Genomic DNA, 18,455 nt, shown 5'->3' with positions numbered 1-18,455 from the left:
CTATTATTCATCGGTTTTTAGCGCTCTAGTTAATAATTATTATTATCAGATTCAAAATTTAATAAGAACCTCTTATTTTCTAATCCTGCAGCATAACCTGTTAAAGATCCATCAGTACCTATAACTCTATGACAAGGAATAAATATCAAAAATGGATTATGCCCAACTGCTCCACCTACAGCTTGAGATGACATACCATTAATCCCCTGTAATTCAGCAACTTTCTTAGAAAGATACTTATAAGTAACTACATCACCATATGGAATATCTTTAAGTAACGACCAGATATTTTTTCTAAAATCAGTTCCTATCATTTTTATAGGTACATTTTCTAAACTGGGTTTTTCATTTTTAAAATAGCTATCTAACCACAACTTTGCCAAATTAAACACTTCTAATTCTTCATCAAATGAATATTTATTAATATCATCAGGAAAATATTTTTGACCTTCTAAATAACAACCACATAGATGTAGACCATCAGAAATTAAATATAGAAGACCTATCTTACTCTTATATGTGCAATAATACATTTAAAACTCCTTTAATTTTTTATAAATTAGTAAAAACATTTACTTTTACCTAACTATTGATTATCTTTTTAAATTTATTCGCTTATATGATATTTCTATTAATTACTTACCTTCCACATATCAAAACAACATATATTTTAATATATAACTTTTTATATTATAAAAAGACTAAGAACAAGCTTAGTCTAACCATATAATATTTCTAATTTTTGTTTTACGAGCATTTTGATATTTATTTTCATAGGTTTTATGTAATGTTGCAAGATAATAAATAGAATTCTTATTATTTTTCTTTAGACCTAGAACAATTACCTCATGTCCTTTATTTTTATAGATAATTAAATCTAAATACATTGTATTAGGGTCAATATCTTTTTCCACAATACATAATTCTACATCTTTTTTTAAAAAAATTTCATGAATAAATGGATAACTATTTATTCTAGGACGGATAATTCCAAAATTTTTGTGTTTCCTTATATGATTTAATGTTAAATATCCACTTTCAATAGATTTAATGGAATTAGTTGTACTGCCTGATATAACTTTATGCAAACCTAACAAATGATGTAAGTCTGTTTTAGAAAAATAAACATGGATAAAATTCACTTCTTTAATATGAAGTCCCTATACAACACATTTTATTACAAAAATTTTCTTCGTAATCTCTTAAAATTTCTAAAAGTTTCAACTTACAATCCTTTCATTATCTTTAAAAATAAAAAAAAATGCCCTATTGAACATCTTTTATTGAACACGTACTCGAAGACATCTCGAGTAGGGATCGGTGAACAGACATAAACCCTCTGCCAGGGAACATAGCGTGTTCCTACTATGTCGTCGACTAGTTTAACCTATAATAAGGTTAATAACGAGACGAGAAGGAGAAATTTTCCATTCCTTTTAATCTCAATATCAATTTTAATATATCCTTCGTAATTTGTCAACTTTTCCTGCTGTATCATGTTTTATTCACTATCCCATTTCTACCTGTTTACTTGTAGTGTTAAAAAAGAGAGTATGATTAAAAAAATCATCTCTCAGTTTATTATTATTTATCTTCTTCCTTATAAATTTTAAATAATAAGAATACAACTCCTACACAAATAAAGCAATCCGCTAAGTTGAATATAGGAAAATCATAGCCAAAAATTCTAAAATCTAGGAAATCGACAACTTCATGCCTAGTTATTCTATCAATAAAATTTCCAATTGCTCCTCCATAAATTAGAGAAAAAATAGCTTTATCAAAACTTGATAATATATTTCTTTGTTTAACTAAATAATATGTTAAAATAGCAATAAAAATTATCGTAATAACTATAAAAAATATACGGCTATCTTGTAAAATTCCCCATGCGGCTCCTCTATTTCTATGGGATGAAATACTAAAGAAATTAGCAATAACTTCCTTACTTTCTCCTAATGTAAAATGATTAACTATAAAATTTTTACTAAGTTGATCTAGCAATATTAGAAAACATGCCAGTATAAATATAATTAGCATAGTCCTTCTCCTCTTATTTTAATACTAATAATTTTTCTAATTCAGGGTCAATAGAACGCTCACCTCTTGCAGGGAGTTTATAACGACCTAAATGAATTAATTGATGATGTATTTTACCCCAACTTTCCATAGGAAAAACACTCATCAGATTTTTTTCGACTTGAAGCGGACTATCATTTATATCCGCAAGACCAAACATTTTTGCAACCCTTTCTACATGAGTATCAACTGCTATAGCAGGTATATTAAAACCAACAGAAAGAACAACATTCGCTGTCTTTCTACCTACACCGGGTAAAGTTTCTAATTCCTCTCTAGTTTGTGGAATTTTATAGTCATAAACGTCTCTAAGCATATTAGCCATTCCAACAATATTTTTTGACTTAGCTTTATAAAGACCTAATGTACGAATATATTTTTCAATGTCTTCTACTTTAGCATCAGCATAGTCATCAATAGTTTTATAATTTTCGAATAATCCTACTGTAGCTCTATTAACATACTCATCTTTACATTGGGCAGACAACAGAACAGCAATAATCAATTCTAAATTGTTAGAAAAATCTAATTCACATTCAACATTAGGAAATACTTTATCCAAATAATCCATTACTTTTTTTGCTTTAATCTTTTTTTGTCTATTTGTTAAACCAGTCATAACCTAAATTAGTTCCACTTTCTTTTTTTATTTCTTTACTAACTTTATTGTTTAAAATACCGTTAACATAACTAATATTTTTTGAGATAGTTAATGCCTCATCTATTTCTGTTTTTGTATATTTTCTTTCAAACCATGAAGACACTATATCCATCTCTTTTGAAGTTAATATTTTCCCTGTGACTTTCTCAACTAATCTTAAAAGTTCACGTAATGTATAGTAATCATCTTTATTATTTAACACTATAAAGTCTATCCTACTATCCGGTAAAAGCGCTATTAATTCTTTCTTAATCAAAATATCTAAGAGAGAAAAAATCTGATCTTCAGAAAAACTTAATTTTCCCTTGAAAACTTCTATTGAAAAAGGTATCTTCCCTTGATTTGTCAAATAACTTATCTGAAGAAGAAACATTGCTTCCTCTCCAGATAAGTTATGAGAAGTATAATTCATTAAGAAATCAGCATCAACTAAAAGACCTTTTATATTGATATTGATCATATTAAACTCCTATGGTGTTAGTCTGTTTAATAAACGTGGGAATGGAACAGTTTCACGAACGTGTCCGTTACCTGTAATCCAAGCAACTGTTCTTTCCAATCCTAAACCAAATCCTGCATGTTCAACAGAACCATATTTACGTAAATCTAAATACCAACCATAAGCATCAAGATTTAAATCGTGTTTCTTAATATTTTCTAATAGTTTATCATAGTCGTCTATACGTTGAGAACCACCAATAATTTCTCCGTATCCTTCAGGAGCAATTAAATCAGCACATAATACAACGCCAGGTTCGTTTGGATCTTCAATCATATAGAATGGTTTAATATCTAATGGCCAGTGAGTAATAAACACAGGTTTATTATAGCTATTAGCTATAAATGTTTCATGTGGTGATCCAAAATCATCTCCGTATTCAATATCGTCAAATCCATTTTCTTTTAATAACTTGATTGCATCTTTATATTTAATACGAGGGAATTCTCCTCTAGCATTTTCTAATGCTTCAATATCACGACCTAAAACTTTAAGCTGTTCTTGACATTTTTCTAATACATCAGTTAATAAGTGATTAACAAAAGCTTCTTGTAGAGCTAAACTTTCATCATGATTACAGAATGCCATTTCAGCTTCAATCATCCAGAACTCGATTAAGTGACGACGAGTTTTAGATTTTTCAGCTCTAAATGTAGGACCAAATGAGAATACTTTACCAAATGCCATTGCAGTAGCTTCTAAGTATAATTGACCTGACTGAGAAAGGTAAGCTTCTTCGTCAAAGTATTTAGTGTTGAATAATTCTGTTGTTCCTTCTGGAGCTGATGAAGTTAAAATTGGTGGATCAGTTTTTAAGAAACCTTCTTTTTCAAAGAAATCATAAGTTGATTTAATGATTTGATTTCTAATTGTTAAAATAGCGTGTTGTTTTTTAGAACGAATCCAAATGTGACGGTTATCCGCTAAAAATTCTACTCCATGTTCTTTTGGAGTGATAGGATAATCAACTGCTTCAGAAATTACTTCAAAATCTTCAATCTCTAACTCAATTCCAGAAAGTTCTCTTTCATTTTCTTTAATTAACCCTGTTACTTTTAATGAAGTTTCTTGTGGTAAGTGACGTAATTGTTGATATCTTTCTTCACCTAAAGATTCTTTTAAAGCGATAGCTTGAATAAATCCAGCTCCATATCTTAATTGGAAAAATGCAATTTTACCACTGCTTCTCTTGTTAGCAATCCATGCACCAAGAGTTACTTTTTGACCTAGTTGTTCTTTTAAATTGTTAATGTTCAACTTACAGTCCCTCCTAATTTTAATTAATGTTTTGTTCAATTTTAAATTGTAATATATTATATATAAAAACTATTTATATTATAACATAAATTTACTATTTTTTTAATTATGTGTTTTTATTTTTCTCATCTAATGTTCTAAATCTCGAAAAACTATAATACTTTCAAATATATCTTTAAGATAGTAACGATACTCCAGAATATCCTTCGTCGCGTAACATCTGTATGATATTTTATTATTTTTTATAACTTCATTATATAATTCGTTAAAATTATCCTTTATTGAGAAATTGTAATATTTTATATAACTTCTTTTTTCTCTTTTATTAAAATATAAATCCTTATATTTATTACTTTCAAATACATATAATATTGAACCTGTAGCTTTTGAATTCAATAATTCCTCATCACCATTACTATAAATATAATGTGCTTTAGCTTTTAGATTTAAATATTTATGGTTTCTTGAATGAATTATATTAATTAATCCCTTCACTTTCTTATCGTCAACAACTGTTAATTTCAAACTATTTTCTTGATTAAGTACAACGAATTTATATGCATTTTTAGAATTTGTAAGTACATCTTTTAATTTTTTCATAAATTTGTAAGAAACTGGTAATATATCTTTATAAGATTTTATATCATTTAATATAGCCTCTACATCTTGAAGAATAAAACTCAAACTGTCATTATATAAGAATAAACTTTCTGATATATACATTTCATGTAAGAATTTTACAAGACCATCTATATTATTTCTTAACATTTTAATGTTTTTGTCTTTAAGATTTTTCGATACAGCAACATTTAACTCAATAATAACATTTTTATAGAAATAATCCTTTGTATTTTTTGAATCAAGTTCACGTCCTAAAATCTTTTTGTTTTCAAAAATAAAAGTATGATTTTTTAAGTTGTTATTTTCCAATAAATACTCGATTGAATTATAATTTGTAACAATATTTTTACAACTATCGGAAACCCTATTCTTTTCATCGAAATAATAAGATTTAGAGCTTATTAAAATACCATTTCTTATATTATCAATATACAATTTCTCAAGATAAAGTAAATTCAACTCACAAAAGTCCCCAGAATTTGTTTCTAATATCCATACATATAGTTTTATTAATAATTTATCTAAATTTAAATCTTCTTTTTTGGGGAATAGTTTAAATATATTTAATGGAACATAATTACTCTTTTCTTTTAAAATAACATAGTTCCTAATTTTAAAGTTGTCTATATATTTCTTTTCATTAATAGATGAAAACAATATAAATTTATCTTTAAAATTTTTATCATTAACTTCATATGATACTTTTTTAAAATCTACACCATCAAAATTAATGAAGTCTTCTTTTTTTATTTTCTTTCCTCTAATTATTCCTTTGCAATATCTAGCAAATTTAAGAGTATTGTAATCTATTTTTTCTAAAAGTACTTCAATCTTTTTAAAATTGTTTGAATTTATATTTGCTATTCTCTTAGAAATTTCTTTTAGTAATTCTACTGTTACTTGTACATCAATAGCGGCATTATGATATCCATCACCAGAGTATAGAGCAAGAGAATTAGATAAATCAGATAATCTATAACTTTCCTGAGTTGGCATAAATAATCTAGCTAGTTCAACCGTATCTAAAGACATTTTAGCATGATATCTTATTCCTACATCATGAAACCTTTTCTTTAAAATTACATAATCAGATGGTAAGCCGTGGCAAACAAGTATATCTTCTTTTATGAAGTCATATAATTCTTTGGCAACATCTTCAAAATATAATTTTTCGCTTAACATATCATTATTAATACCAGTTAACTCAGTAACAAAAGGTGAGACTTGTTTTTTAGGTTTTATATAATAATTAATAGACTCTAACTCTTTAAAGTTTTGATTAAGTTTTGTTGCAGAAAACTGAATTATTTCTTTTTCCTCAGTTAATTCAATATCCACTACACAAAATAATTTATTCATATATTCCCTCACCTCTCTTTCATTACATCTATTTATTATCTCTTATTTTCATTAAAAAATCTAGTATGTCTTTTCTTGTATTATCTATTTTATATAATATAATATCTTCTTCTAGTTTCTTAATGATTTCTTTTATCCACGGTCCTGCAGGCTTATCTATTATACTAATGATTTCCATTGAAGTTATAGCTATATCATTAAAAGATTCAATTGGTAGTTTAATCTTTTCTATATCTTCTTTATCACAATACTTAGAATAACTAGCTATAAAAGCAATATCTTCGATATCATAGTTATATAAAATTATTTCTAAAGGAACATTACTAATAAAGTCCTTGTTAATTTTTTCATATATTTTAACCTGTTTAATTTCTTTATTAGATAGTTTTAGTTCTTTTAACTTTTCAAAAGAAATATCATTAATATTAGATAGGATGTATAAACTTTGACAAAAAGTGTAATTTGAAAAATCAATTATTTTAGAAATTTTATCTAGAAAAGGAATATAATTATTCAATTTACTATCTAATAATAATTCCAAACTACGTTTATTACCTTTTCCAGTCAATAGTTTTCTAAATTCATTTACTATACGCTCAATTGAAACATATTTTATAAGCTCCGCATTATTTTTTATGGCCTTTAAGGTATTTTCTTCAATTTCAAAGCCAAGTTTTGAGGAGAAACGGAATGCTCTTAACATTCTTAAGGCATCTTCGAAGAACCTTTCATTAGGATTATTAACAGTTTTTATTATTTTATTTCTTAAGTCTTTCTCTCCACAGTGATAATCATACAATTTCCCCTTACTATCAAGAGCCATAGCATTTATTGTGAAATCTCGTCTATCTAAATCTTCCTTTAAATCACTAACAAACTCCACCTTTTCTGGAGTACGATGATCAATATAATCATCTTCAGTTCTAAAAGTTGTTACTTCAAAACTGTCACCATTTATCAATATTGTAACCGTTCCGTGTTGTATTCCTGTATCTATACTTTTTTTAAAGATTTGTTTAACTTCATCAGGTAAAGCATTAGTAGTAATATCTATATCAGAAAAATCATCATTAAGTAAGTAATCTCTAACACAACCACCCACAAAATATGCTTCATAACCTGCCTCATTGAATTTTACCAGTATATTTATTGCACTGTTAAATTTCTTTTTAAAGTTATTTATTTCCATATTATCCTTTCAAAATAGTAAAGGACTGGAGAAACCCCCAGCCCTTTTAATCTCTTATATTATTTAGATAAGTTATAAGTATCTCTAGCAATCATAACTTCTTCATCTGTTGGAATAACAAATGCTTTAACTTTAGAGTCTGCTGTAGAAATTTCTGCAACTTTTCCACGTACATTGTTTCTTTCTTTATCAACTTGTACACCTAGGAAAGTTAATCCTTCTAATACTTCTTCACGTACCCATGTAGCATTTTCACCAACACCAGCAGTAAATACGATAGCATCTACTCCGTTCATAGCTGCAGCATAAGCTCCAACATACTCTTTAATTCTGTTGATGTAAACATCGATTGCTTCAGCAGCATGTGGGTTAGTATTTCTTACAGATTCAACATCACGTAAATCAGAAGATAATCCTGAAACTCCTTTTAATCCTGATTCGAAGTTGAAAATACGCACGATTTCTTCAAGAGATAATCCAGTTTTTTGAGCGATGTAAGGGATAGTAGCTGGATCAATATCACCAGTTCTAGTACCCATTACTAATCCTGATAGTGGAGTGAATCCCATAGAAGTGTCGAATGATTTACCATTTTTAATAGCACAAATTGAAGCTCCGTTCCCGATGTGACAAGAAATAGTTTTTAGTTCTTTTGGATCTTTCCCTAAAACTTCAGCAACTTTTTCCCCAATGTATCTATGGCTAGTTCCGTGAGCACCATATTTACGAACTCCGTATTTCTCATAAAATTCTCTTGGTACAGCATACATGTAAGTTGATCTTGGCATACTTTGGTGGAATGCTGTATCGAATGTTAATACATTTGGAACTCCAGGTAATTCTTTTTGGAACGAACGAACACCTTTAATATTAGCTGGGTTGTGTAAAGGCGCTAAATCTTCGATTGAATCTACTTTAGCTAACTCTTCATCATTAACTAATACAGAAGCATCATAGAATTCTCCACCATGAACGACACGGTGTCCAACTCCTTCGATTTCTTTAACATCTTTCACAATTCCTAATTTAGTTAATTTTTCAAGTAACATTTCGATTGCTACATCGTGATTTGGAATATCTAATGTTTCTTTATTTTTTTCGCCGTTGAATTCGATAGTGAATACACTATTTTCAATACCGATTCTTTCAACTAGTCCTTTTGTAATAACTTTTTCTTCAGGCATTTCAAATAACTGAAATTTTAAAGATGAACTTCCTGAGTTAATAGCTAGTATCTTTGTCATAAGTATATATCTCCTCTTACTCTATTTGCATTATATATAATATTATCTCATTAAATATAATTAATTACAAGAGTTATTTATTTTTTTTTATAAAAAAATTTACAAAAAAACTGATAACCAGAATACGCTATCTATATTTTAGTTATCAGTTTTATTAGTTTTTATAATTTTAAAATGAATATGAAAATATTTCGATTAAATTAATATTTAAGATGTATATGTACTACTAACTATAGCCCAACCACCATTATCATATTGTTCAAGTTCGCCTCTTCCATTAACTCTATACTTCCCAACAACACTTCCATTACGTTTTAAATTAGCATAAGCTAAATGATCACTACCTAACCAAACATCATATGAAAAATCAGATGTAGAAGAATTACGAGCAAAATCTTTAATATACATAGCTCTCGCCCAGTTACCAACTTGTGTATCAGTCAATTCTTTTGTATTTACCGAACTATCTTCTCTAAGCACTATACTACTTGAATTAGACTTACTGTCTTTACTACTATTGTTATCTTTAGATTTTTCACTTAATCCTCTTACAGTATAAGAGCGTTTAAATTCACCTTTAAGCTCAAGTTTTTTAGCATCAGCAGAAGATTTGCTAAGACTTATTGTAACTTCAACCTTTTCTCCATTTTTTAAATTATTTGATTTACTATAGGTAATCGTAGGTTCTTGTAAAAATTGTGTTACACTTCCATCTGCATTTTCTACTGTTGGGACCTTCTTAATATCTGCTGCTGCAGTTCCATCCCCATCAGTTCCATACGGTTTAAATTCTATTTCATATTGATTAAGATCAACTACTGCCTTTTTATTTACTACATATTTATTATAAGCAAAATAACCAGAGATAGCTATAAGTCCAACGATTAGAAAACTAACTAAAAGTATTATGCCTGTTCTTTTCTTAGGTTCAGCATATTCTTCATATACTTGATTAAAATTATTATCATTTTGTTCGTAATATTCTTGGTTATTTGTAGCAAATTGATTGTTATCATTATAAACATTATAACTTTCTTGATATTGCTGAGTATTATAATTCATGTTTTTATCTTGATAATTTATATCGTAATCATTTGTTCCCTGATTATAATAATCGTTATATCCCTGCATATCTTGATTTTGAAAGTTGTCATTAAAATTAGTATTTTGATTATAGTGATCGTTAAACATATTTTGATTTTGATAATTATCATTATAAATTTGACTTTGGTCATAATTAGATTCATTATAATCCATAAAGTCCTGGTTTTGATAATTATCATAATAATTCTGATTCTGATCTTTATAACCATTGTTAGATTCGTTATTATTATATCTTTGATGATTATTACCCATAACTAAACTCCTATACTTCATGATACCATTTCTATATATAATTTATTTATTATATTTCACTTATAATATTACCATACATCTAATGATTTTTCTATATCAACCGTAATTAGACAGAAAATAAAAAGATTATAAAATTAACTTTCATCAAAATAATAATTCGGATTCAAGTACATCTTATAATCAATTTACTAATTACTCATTAAATAAATTTTCTAACTGTCTTGTTGCAGACTTAATCTCATAACCATGTTCACTAATTTTTTTATAAATGTATTCATTATCTAATACACGCGAATTTCTAACAGAAAGAATCATATCAGCCCAAATCTTCCATTCATCTTTTAAAGATAAGCTATTATCATAATTTTTTAGAATTTTAGCAACTGGCAGGTGATTAGCTGTTACTACAGGTAAACCATTAGCTTGAGCTTCTACTAACACGATTGGTAATCCTTCAAAATTAGATGGGAAGAAAAATACATCTAATAAATTTAGCATTTCTCCTACATTACTTTTTAAACCGGTAAAAATCACCTTGTCTTCAACACCATATTGTTTAGCGAGATTATATAAAAATGTAGTATCGCCACGTCCAATAAACACTAAGCGTGCATTAGGTTCTTTTTTTACTAATTCAGAAAATACTTTAACGCAGAAACTTTGATTCTTTGATTTTTCATGCAATCTTGATACTTGGCCTACAACAAGGCAATTTTCTGGAATACAATATTCTTCTCGCAATTTCCCACGAACTTCTTCGTTATATAAGAATTGTTCTACCTCTATCGCATTATTAATAACTAATGCTTTTTTTCTTTCGTTACCGTGATAAAAATGATTTGCAGCTTCTACTCCACATGCCCAAAAATCTGTTGCATATTTTCCGACAAACAGTCGATTTATGGGATGAAAAAAACGATAGAATTTATCAGCAGTTGCACAGTGACCGTGCACAATTCTTTTCTTGATACCATACTTTTTAGCAAGTTTTAAAAACTCGAGATGTGTCAATCCATTTTGATTAGACCAGAGTATATCATATCGATGAGCATTATTTCTAAAGAATTTATCCCATTCTTTCAATGCTAGTTTTATATTTGGTCTTAACTTAGGTATTCTATGAACGACTATAGGATTTTTGCACAATTTTTTAAAATGATCACTAAATTCAACATCTTCTGGACCTTGAAGTAAAAATTCAAACTCGAACTCATCTGTATTTAAATTATTGTAAAAATCTATAACAATTTTTTCTAATCCCCCAATATCGGGAACTAATCCACAAACTAATACTCTTTTCATTTATCTTCTCCTTAATCTCTTTAAAAACAATATTTTTCGCATCATACGCACAATTAATTTACCTGCCTCATGATTTCTATATAGATAAATATATATACTAAACAACCCAAGATATAGGCCTATTTTCATAGAAATAGTGACAATAAAATCCTGTTTAGAAAATACAAAATAATCTAATAAGATTATAAAGACAATACTTATCGTAAATACTGTAAAATGTTTAATCATAGTTTTGAAATATTCTTTTGATGAAGATTTCATCCCATACTTAAACGCGCTATACGGCTCATACCATATACAAGTTACCACCGTTGAACAAATAGTACCTAATAAAATACCAGCTACACCTAAATCTAAGACAACAAGATAATAAAGTGAAAAAACTATATTTAATATAATTTCTGAAATAGTTTTATAATTTTGTTCATAACTAAGTCCATATACTGATATTAAAATAAGCGCAGGTCTTCTATAATTTGTTAAGAAAAAATTAACAACTATAAGAATTACGACTCCTATATCAAATAGAAAATCATTACCCAACCAAATCGTAATAAATGGATTTATAAAAATTAAGAACCCCATACTTAAAAGATAAATGATACTAAAGGAAATAAACTGAAATTTTTTTATAAAGTCAAGTTTAGTAATAAGTGTAGTATCTTCAGAATGAATTAAATTTCCTATTGAGGCTGTAACTGGATTAATAGTTGTACTTACTAGAAGAGATAAAAATCCAAGTACGAAAGTATAGTTTCCATATAACCCTATGGCTGTTAAACTAATATAAGCTCCCATTAAAAGGCTATCTGTCTGAAAAACAATAGTCTCACCAATACTACCTACAATATTTCCTTTTATATTTTTAACAAATTTTAATTTTTCTTCTTCGTTAATAGGAGTTATTTCTTCACTGAACAAATATTCATACATTCTATCAACAATGCTAGACATGATAAAATTACCAATTATATTCATGAATATACCTACTAAAAGATATACAACAAAATTCTTAGTATAAATTAAGACACCTATCTGTAAGACTACTCGAATAACACTAAGACCAAAATCAATCGAAGTCATAACATAATTGCGTTGATCTACATATAACAGTGTTCTTTTATAAGAGAAAAAGTAACTCGAAGAAGAGTTAAAAACAAAAAGAAAGTAAATAATATATACTTCGCGATTTATCGGATAATCCTTAATTATATACGGTAAAAACAATGCTAGAATAGATCCAATGATGAAAATACCAATCCCGATCATCCTATATAACTTTTTAAATAAAATCATAAAAGCATTAATCTTAGCATGTTCTTCTCTAGCCAGTGGTCCATATAATGCATAGGTCATAGCTCCACCTATTCCCAACTCAGCTAAAGATAACATTGATACTAAGCTAGATAAATAATTATTTAAACCTAAATAGGTTACTCCAAGAATATTTAAAAATATTGTCCGACTTACAAATCCAATAAGTGCTTGGAAAGGTTGGATTGCAAGCGCGATACTTGTATTTAAAGTTGCATAATCTGTTCTACTTTTCTTCATGTAATCCCTCTACTCATTTAGTTCATCATGATATAATTTATACAGATAAGTTTGAGGAATTAGCTCTTTTTCATTAATTTTATAAGTAGTTTTCATGATAGGAGTTGTTTTTAAAACATTATCCCATTCTTGTTCATCAAAAATATCATTAGCATGATCTCTTAAAAACCATAAATTTTCAGCAGACTCTAGTATAGGAATCTTATCTACTAATTCTCTAAAATATCTATTAACATTATACTCTGATAAAATAAAATAATCCATTATTAAATAATCTATAAAAATAGGATATTTCCTTACATAGTACACATATAAATCTCGAATGTTTTTAAAATATGATTTTCCTTTTTTTCCAGCTAAAAAGAAACCAGACCATTTAAAATCACCAACAGTATATCCCATTCCACCTTCCTGTAATGGTGGATGATTTAAAGTAAAAAAATCACCTTCAAGCGCATCTATAGTAGTATAAGGTGATACAAACAGTGTTGAATCCATCCATATTCCACCATATCTACATAATAAATAAAAACGAACAATATCTGAATAATGCGCAGCTGATAATTCTTTTTTCTTATATTTTTCTGTGATGTCTATTGGAATATTTATAAACTCCGCAAGAGTTTCATCTGTTAATAAATAAAATTCACACTCATTTCTTTCGGCAAAAGCTTTTATCGTTTTAATAGACGCTTTAACCGTCTCAGGCATTTGTGCTTCTCCTTGTTGCCACATTGTCCAAACAATTTTAGGAAAATCCCTTTCAACCATATCATCCATATCTGTAATATTATTAATATCAGCTTTTTCCCGTAAATTATATACAAAATTTAAAATCATTTTTTTTCTAAAGTTAAAATATTTTTCTTCAGATTGCTGACCTAAATAATAAGTTATAGTTAATTTAAAACCATAGTGTCTTAAAATTTTAATATATCTCTTTATTTTTTCTTTTAATAATTGTAGTTTCATATCTTCTACAATTTCCTTTCACATTCTTCCAAGGCTTTTTTTAGATAATTTCCTTGACGAATTTTTTCTCCAATTTTTTTACAGTTATCTATCAACTGTTGGTACTTTTCTTCATTCATAGATTCTAAAATACCAGCAATTTCATACAATGAATCAATGATAATTCCACAATTATTTCTTATTACAAAATCAGCAAGAGCTGATTGTTTCCATACAATAATCGGAAATCCAGATGCTAAATATAAAGACGCCTTATGAGGATTATTGATTTTCAAGTACTCCCCATACATCCCACTACAAGTATGTGCACTATCTCCATCCCATACTAAACCAAACCCACCTTGCAGGTGATTAGGCAGTTCATCTGGAGTGAATGCTCCCTTATAGTGAATATTATTCGGGAGATTTTCAGACTCAAAGTTGATTCCATAAATTTCATACTCGGGTTTTTCAGGTAAATTACGAGCATACTTTGTTTTACGTATATCAAAATTACCAGCTAGTAAAATTTTATCTTTATCATAATTTTTATCCTCGTTAAAATTTGGAATTAAATAGTCAAATATTTCTAAAGAAACAATTTTTTCTTTATTAATTCCCATTTTTACTAGTTCAGACTTCATTTTATCATTATGGGCTATGATACCATCTACTCTTTCTAGTACTGTTTTATTTTGTAAAAAATGGATGATAGAATATTTAAAATCAGAAAATGATTTAATTTTTTTATTTCTCAGTGATTCAATATCATGAATAAGTAAATACACCTTAAAATTTCTTTTCTTTAAAAATTTCATACGTATTTGTTTCTTTAGCGACTGCCACAACAATGGAAATTGAAGAATAATAACATCATCTTTTGTTAAAGAATTGTGATTCTGACTTTCTTTTAAAAAATACTCTAAGTAACCACTATCTAACATGATTTTTTCAGCATCCATTCTCGCTTTTGGTCCAGCGTGATTTGCTTTTTCATATGTTTCTTTTAAAAAATACTTCACCTTGATTTACCCCTATCGAAATTTTTTTACTACATACTCCTGCCAACGCCATTGCAATCCTCCAAGAATACGTGAAATAATAACGATATGTTTAGGGAAAAGTAAATAGGCATGAATTAAAAACGATTTTTTTGAAGTTTTCGCATATTTATTTAAATAATTACGATATTTCTCTTCATAGGTATTACCTTCAAAAATATGGTAATCTATTACGTGCATCAATACTAGATTAAACAATCGACGATAAATATAACTTAGTGCTTCTTTATCATTCTCGTATAATTGTTCTAATTTATCACAAATCGTAAACAAATCTAAATTTTTTTCGCTAAATTCTCGATTCATAATACTACCAGATCGTACACGATAATAATAACCTATATAATTAATTTTTACCATTTTGTTTATATGTTTTAAAATTCCAATTCCACCATAAACATCTTCATAAAATAAACCTTCTAAAAATGGAAAACCGATAATTAATTTTCTTCTAAACAGTTTAGCAACTGCATTTAAACGTACAATATTATCACTACAAAGAGAAACCAATGCTCCTTTAGCATCTCCTCTAAAGACTATTCCTATATTATCTTTTGTTTCTAATTCTAATTCTTGTTCATTATGAGTATACCAACATTCTACGATATCAATATTTTCTAAGGTCATCGGTTTCATTAGTTGTTCAAGCATATCTTCTTTAATTACATCATCACTATCGACAAAAGTAATAAATTCAGCTGTTGATTCCTGAATTCCTCTGTTACGTGCCCCGCTCAACCCTCTGTTTTCTTGATTTATTAAATAAAAACGGGAGTCTTGTTGACAATATCGTTCACAAATTTCCTGCGATTTATCGGTAGAACCATCGTTTACTAATATTACTTCTATATTTTTATATGTTTGCTTTCTAATGCTATCTAAACATTCATCTAAATATTCTTCAACATTATAAACGGGTACAATTACACTTATTAACTTTTCTAATTTCAACTTTTCTCCTTTCCTCCTTTTTTAAGGATATATTTGCAACAACAATCTATTATTACTTGTTTAAATTTCTTAAAATATTATATTTTTTTATTAAGTTTATCAAATTTATACTTAATAGAGCTATGGACATATTTTACAAAATAATTATGTTCATTCTTATTATTTGTATCTACAAAATATCAATTAGAACTAACATCATCAATATTTACAAATATGATAAATTCGATTATTAAATTACATACTCCAATATTTCACAAGATACTTTGCCCTTTATCTTTTTACTAAACGAGTAGAAACAAAGCTATTATACTTATTCTAAATTATCCCTTTTATAATTTATTTTATTACGAATATCCAAATACTTTAAATATAGCGGAAATATAATTATAATAAATAATTTCGAAGAAAAATTATACCATCGTAATAATTTACTGCTTTTTAAAACTTCTGAAGATTTTTTTGCAATTCCAAGATATTTTTTTAGATTCCCGTCGTATTCCTTAAAATAAGGGTGACCAGGACGAATTTTATATAATTCAACATGCGCAATACAAACTAAAAAGAGTACTTTAGCTATATATGGTAATAATTTATCCTCACTAAATTTTTCTAATAAAGAATCCCCAATTTTAAATAGATCTAAATTTTTACTATCAAATTTTCTTCTCATAGTGCTTCTAGGATGAATACGATAATAGTAACCGATGTAGTTAATTTTCCTCATTTTTTCTATATTCTTTAATGAAACAATTCCTGAATATAAATCTTCATAAATTAAATTTTCTAAAAATGGAGTCCCCTCTACTATTTTTCTACGGTACAATTTAGCTACAGGACTCCACTTTATCTCCATATCGAAACATTTTTTTAGTGCCTCTGATGAAGTAAATTCTTCAATTTTCAACTGTCTATTTTTTATATTATATATTTCTTTGTCTTCTGTAAAATCACATTCTACAATATCAATTCCTGTATCCATATATCTCATTAATTGTTGTAACATATCACTTTTTATAACATCATCGCTGTCCACAAAAGTGATAAATTCACCTTTAGAAACGGTAACTCCATTATTACGCGCAACACTTTGTCCTTGATTTTCTTGATTAATTAAATAAAAACGAGGGTTTTGTTGACAATATCTTTCACAAATTACTTGTGAATTATCAGTAGATCCATCATTAACTAATATAACTTCGATATCTGTATACGTTTGATTTTTTATACTCTCTAAACATTCTTCCAGATATTTTTCTACATTATAAACTGGAACTATTATGCTAATCATTTTTATTCTGACATCTCCTTTATAATTTATTATATTACCCTTCATATTTAAATACTCAAATTTTTCTTATATACAATTTATCGTTTAAATTATTAATTAATTTTTTAGTAGAAATCCATCTATTTTGTAATTTTTTATAAATAGGATAAGTGATAGTTGTATAATATTTTGGAGCAAATAAGTACAGTCTCAATAGACGATATTTTCGAACAACTTCCTTGGATTGCTTTGCTATAAAAGCAGCCTTTCTAATAAAATCTTCATATAAATCAGCATAGATATTCATCTTATTTATTCCATCTTTTAAATAGTGTCCATGACCAATATAAAACATAAAATATCCAATATAGGGAAGCATATCTTCATCATCTTTAAAAGAATCTATTAATTGATTTCCTACTTTAAAAATATCTAAATCTTTTTCAGTATAGGATTTCGTCATAGTACTATTTGGACGAACTCGATAATAATAACCAATATAATCAACAACTACTATTTTTCGCATATGTTTTAAATAATTTATTCCTGTAAAAACATCTTCGTAAATATATCCTTCTAAAAATGGAACTTTTTCAACAATTTCTCTTCTATATAGTTTTGTAACTGGACAAAACTTCACTTCTTTAATCTCAATACAATTAAGAATTGCTTCTTTAGCATTTCCTTTAAATACAATTTTAGAAGGCTTATTAAGATAAAATTCTTCTTTTTTTCTTGTCATTCTACATTCTACGATATCCACTTCCGTCTTCATGTAAGGAAGTAGTACTTCTAACAGGTTTTTATTGATAACATCATCGCTATCCACAAACATAATAAATTTTCCAACAGATTCTTTAACACCGCGATTCCTTGCGACACTTTGTCCTTGATTTTCTTGATTAATTAACTTAAAACGACTGTCTTTCTGACAAAACCGTTCACATATTTCCCTTGAACCATCAGTTGAGCCATCATTAACTAGTATCACTTCAATATCAGTGAAAGTTTGCTGCTTTATACTTTCTAGACATTCTTCTAAATATTCTTCCACATTATAAACGGGTACGATAACGCTTATCATAAATTAAATTTTCTCCTCAT

Annotated in this window: 17 protein-coding genes; all 17 read right to left on the bottom strand. The window is 27.5% G+C overall.

Translation table 11 applies throughout. The annotated features are described in order from the left end of the window. Nucleotides 1-29: 29 nt before the first annotated feature. The gene (locus O5Y44_RS00510; protein ID WP_371465136.1) at nucleotides 30-533 is read right to left on the bottom strand and encodes a methylated-DNA--[protein]-cysteine S-methyltransferase; all 504 of its coding nucleotides are present in this window, start codon (nucleotides 531-533) and stop codon (nucleotides 30-32) included. 180 nt (nucleotides 534-713) lie between these two features. Next, a complete protein-coding gene (locus tag O5Y44_RS00505) occupies nucleotides 714-1,142 on the bottom strand; it encodes a PBECR4 domain-containing protein (protein WP_371465134.1) in 429 nt (142 codons plus the stop codon). A gap of 442 nt (nucleotides 1,143-1,584) precedes the next feature. Then, nucleotides 1,585-2,040: a signal peptidase II gene (gene lspA, locus O5Y44_RS00500; protein ID WP_271987348.1), complete on the bottom strand. Its 456-nt coding sequence runs from the start codon at nucleotides 2,038-2,040 to the stop codon at nucleotides 1,585-1,587. A 13-nt stretch (nucleotides 2,041-2,053) separates the two neighbouring features. Beyond that, on the bottom strand, nucleotides 2,054-2,698 hold the full coding sequence (nth, locus tag O5Y44_RS00495; RefSeq protein WP_316447672.1) for an endonuclease III: 645 nt from the start codon (nucleotides 2,696-2,698) through the stop codon (nucleotides 2,054-2,056). Next, nucleotides 2,679-3,200 (bottom strand): DnaD domain protein, encoded by a 522-nt coding sequence (locus O5Y44_RS00490; protein WP_371465132.1) that lies wholly within the window; start codon nucleotides 3,198-3,200, stop codon nucleotides 2,679-2,681. The genes nth and O5Y44_RS00490 overlap by 20 nt, the downstream gene beginning before the upstream one ends. 9 nt (nucleotides 3,201-3,209) lie before the next feature. Beyond that, complete coding sequence (gene asnS / locus O5Y44_RS00485; RefSeq protein WP_271965376.1) at nucleotides 3,210-4,496, bottom strand: asparagine--tRNA ligase; 1,287 nt, start codon at nucleotides 4,494-4,496, stop codon at nucleotides 3,210-3,212. A gap of 129 nt (nucleotides 4,497-4,625) precedes the next feature. Next, entirely contained in the window at nucleotides 4,626-6,476 is a 1,851-nt protein-coding gene (locus O5Y44_RS00480) for an exonuclease domain-containing protein (RefSeq protein ID WP_371465131.1), read from the bottom strand. Nucleotides 6,477-6,504: 28 nt separating this feature from the next. Continuing rightward, nucleotides 6,505-7,665 carry a CCA tRNA nucleotidyltransferase gene (locus tag O5Y44_RS00475; RefSeq protein WP_371465130.1) on the bottom strand — a complete coding sequence of 387 codons (1,161 nt, stop codon included), beginning with the start codon at nucleotides 7,663-7,665 and terminating at the stop codon, nucleotides 6,505-6,507. A 59-nt stretch (nucleotides 7,666-7,724) separates the two neighbouring features. Continuing rightward, nucleotides 7,725-8,909 carry an acetate/propionate family kinase gene (locus O5Y44_RS00470; RefSeq protein WP_271987354.1) on the bottom strand — a complete coding sequence of 395 codons (1,185 nt, stop codon included), beginning with the start codon at nucleotides 8,907-8,909 and terminating at the stop codon, nucleotides 7,725-7,727. 207 nt (nucleotides 8,910-9,116) lie between these two features. Further along, nucleotides 9,117-10,265, bottom strand: a complete 1,149-nt coding sequence (locus tag O5Y44_RS00465) for a hypothetical protein (protein ID WP_371465129.1) — start codon at nucleotides 10,263-10,265, stop codon at nucleotides 9,117-9,119. A 192-nt stretch (nucleotides 10,266-10,457) separates the two neighbouring features. After that, a complete protein-coding gene (locus O5Y44_RS00460; RefSeq protein ID WP_371465128.1) occupies nucleotides 10,458-11,567 on the bottom strand; it encodes a glycosyltransferase in 1,110 nt (369 codons plus the stop codon). Then, nucleotides 11,568-13,121, bottom strand: coding sequence for a lipopolysaccharide biosynthesis protein (locus O5Y44_RS00455; protein WP_371465127.1), 1,554 nt, complete (start codon nucleotides 13,119-13,121; stop codon nucleotides 11,568-11,570). A 9-nt stretch (nucleotides 13,122-13,130) separates the two neighbouring features. Continuing rightward, complete coding sequence (locus tag O5Y44_RS00450) at nucleotides 13,131-14,093, bottom strand: capsular polysaccharide synthesis protein (protein ID WP_371465126.1); 963 nt, start codon at nucleotides 14,091-14,093, stop codon at nucleotides 13,131-13,133. A 5-nt stretch (nucleotides 14,094-14,098) separates the two neighbouring features. After that, nucleotides 14,099-15,094: a glycosyltransferase gene (locus tag O5Y44_RS00445; RefSeq protein WP_371465125.1), complete on the bottom strand. Its 996-nt coding sequence runs from the start codon at nucleotides 15,092-15,094 to the stop codon at nucleotides 14,099-14,101. Between the two features lie 12 nt (nucleotides 15,095-15,106). Next, nucleotides 15,107-16,084, bottom strand: coding sequence for a glycosyltransferase family 2 protein (locus O5Y44_RS00440; protein ID WP_371465124.1), 978 nt, complete (start codon nucleotides 16,082-16,084; stop codon nucleotides 15,107-15,109). Between the two features lie 310 nt (nucleotides 16,085-16,394). Beyond that, on the bottom strand, nucleotides 16,395-17,372 hold the full coding sequence (locus tag O5Y44_RS00435; RefSeq protein ID WP_371465123.1) for a glycosyltransferase family 2 protein: 978 nt from the start codon (nucleotides 17,370-17,372) through the stop codon (nucleotides 16,395-16,397). A 55-nt stretch (nucleotides 17,373-17,427) separates the two neighbouring features. Continuing rightward, a complete protein-coding gene (locus O5Y44_RS00430; protein ID WP_048802174.1) occupies nucleotides 17,428-18,435 on the bottom strand; it encodes a glycosyltransferase family 2 protein in 1,008 nt (335 codons plus the stop codon). Nucleotides 18,436-18,455: the final 20 nt, after the last annotated feature.

Origin of the sequence: Gemella sp. 27098_8_155 (genome assembly GCF_041433725.1) — a bacterium.
In the GTDB taxonomy this organism is placed as follows: domain Bacteria; phylum Bacillota; class Bacilli; order Staphylococcales; family Gemellaceae; genus Gemella; species Gemella haemolysans_D.
This window is presented reverse-complemented; position numbering and strand designations above follow the sequence as displayed.

Excerpts from the sequence above, each read along its gene's own strand:
- O5Y44_RS00510 (WP_371465136.1), bottom strand. The coding sequence starts at position 533 with ATGTATTATTGCACATATAAGAGTAAGATAGGTCTTCTATATTTAATT.
- O5Y44_RS00465 (WP_371465129.1), bottom strand. The coding sequence starts at position 10,265 with ATGGGTAATAATCATCAAAGATATAATAATAACGAATCTAACAATGGT.
- O5Y44_RS00435 (WP_371465123.1), bottom strand. The coding sequence starts at position 17,372 with ATGATTAGCATAATAGTTCCAGTTTATAATGTAGAAAAATATCTGGAA.
- O5Y44_RS00475 (WP_371465130.1), bottom strand. The coding sequence starts at position 7,665 with ATGGAAATAAATAACTTTAAAAAGAAATTTAACAGTGCAATAAATATA.
- O5Y44_RS00490 (WP_371465132.1), bottom strand. The coding sequence starts at position 3,200 with ATGATCAATATCAATATAAAAGGTCTTTTAGTTGATGCTGATTTCTTA.
- O5Y44_RS00455 (WP_371465127.1), bottom strand. The coding sequence starts at position 13,121 with ATGAAGAAAAGTAGAACAGATTATGCAACTTTAAATACAAGTATCGCG.
- lspA (WP_271987348.1), bottom strand. The coding sequence starts at position 2,040 with ATGCTAATTATATTTATACTGGCATGTTTTCTAATATTGCTAGATCAA.
- O5Y44_RS00470 (WP_271987354.1), bottom strand. The coding sequence starts at position 8,909 with ATGACAAAGATACTAGCTATTAACTCAGGAAGTTCATCTTTAAAATTT.
- O5Y44_RS00460 (WP_371465128.1), bottom strand. The coding sequence starts at position 11,567 with ATGAAAAGAGTATTAGTTTGTGGATTAGTTCCCGATATTGGGGGATTA.
- O5Y44_RS00430 (WP_048802174.1), bottom strand. The coding sequence starts at position 18,435 with ATGATAAGCGTTATCGTACCCGTTTATAATGTGGAAGAATATTTAGAA.
- O5Y44_RS00450 (WP_371465126.1), bottom strand. The coding sequence starts at position 14,093 with ATGAAACTACAATTATTAAAAGAAAAAATAAAGAGATATATTAAAATT.
- nth (WP_316447672.1), bottom strand. The coding sequence starts at position 2,698 with ATGACTGGTTTAACAAATAGACAAAAAAAGATTAAAGCAAAAAAAGTA.
- O5Y44_RS00480 (WP_371465131.1), bottom strand. The coding sequence starts at position 6,476 with ATGAATAAATTATTTTGTGTAGTGGATATTGAATTAACTGAGGAAAAA.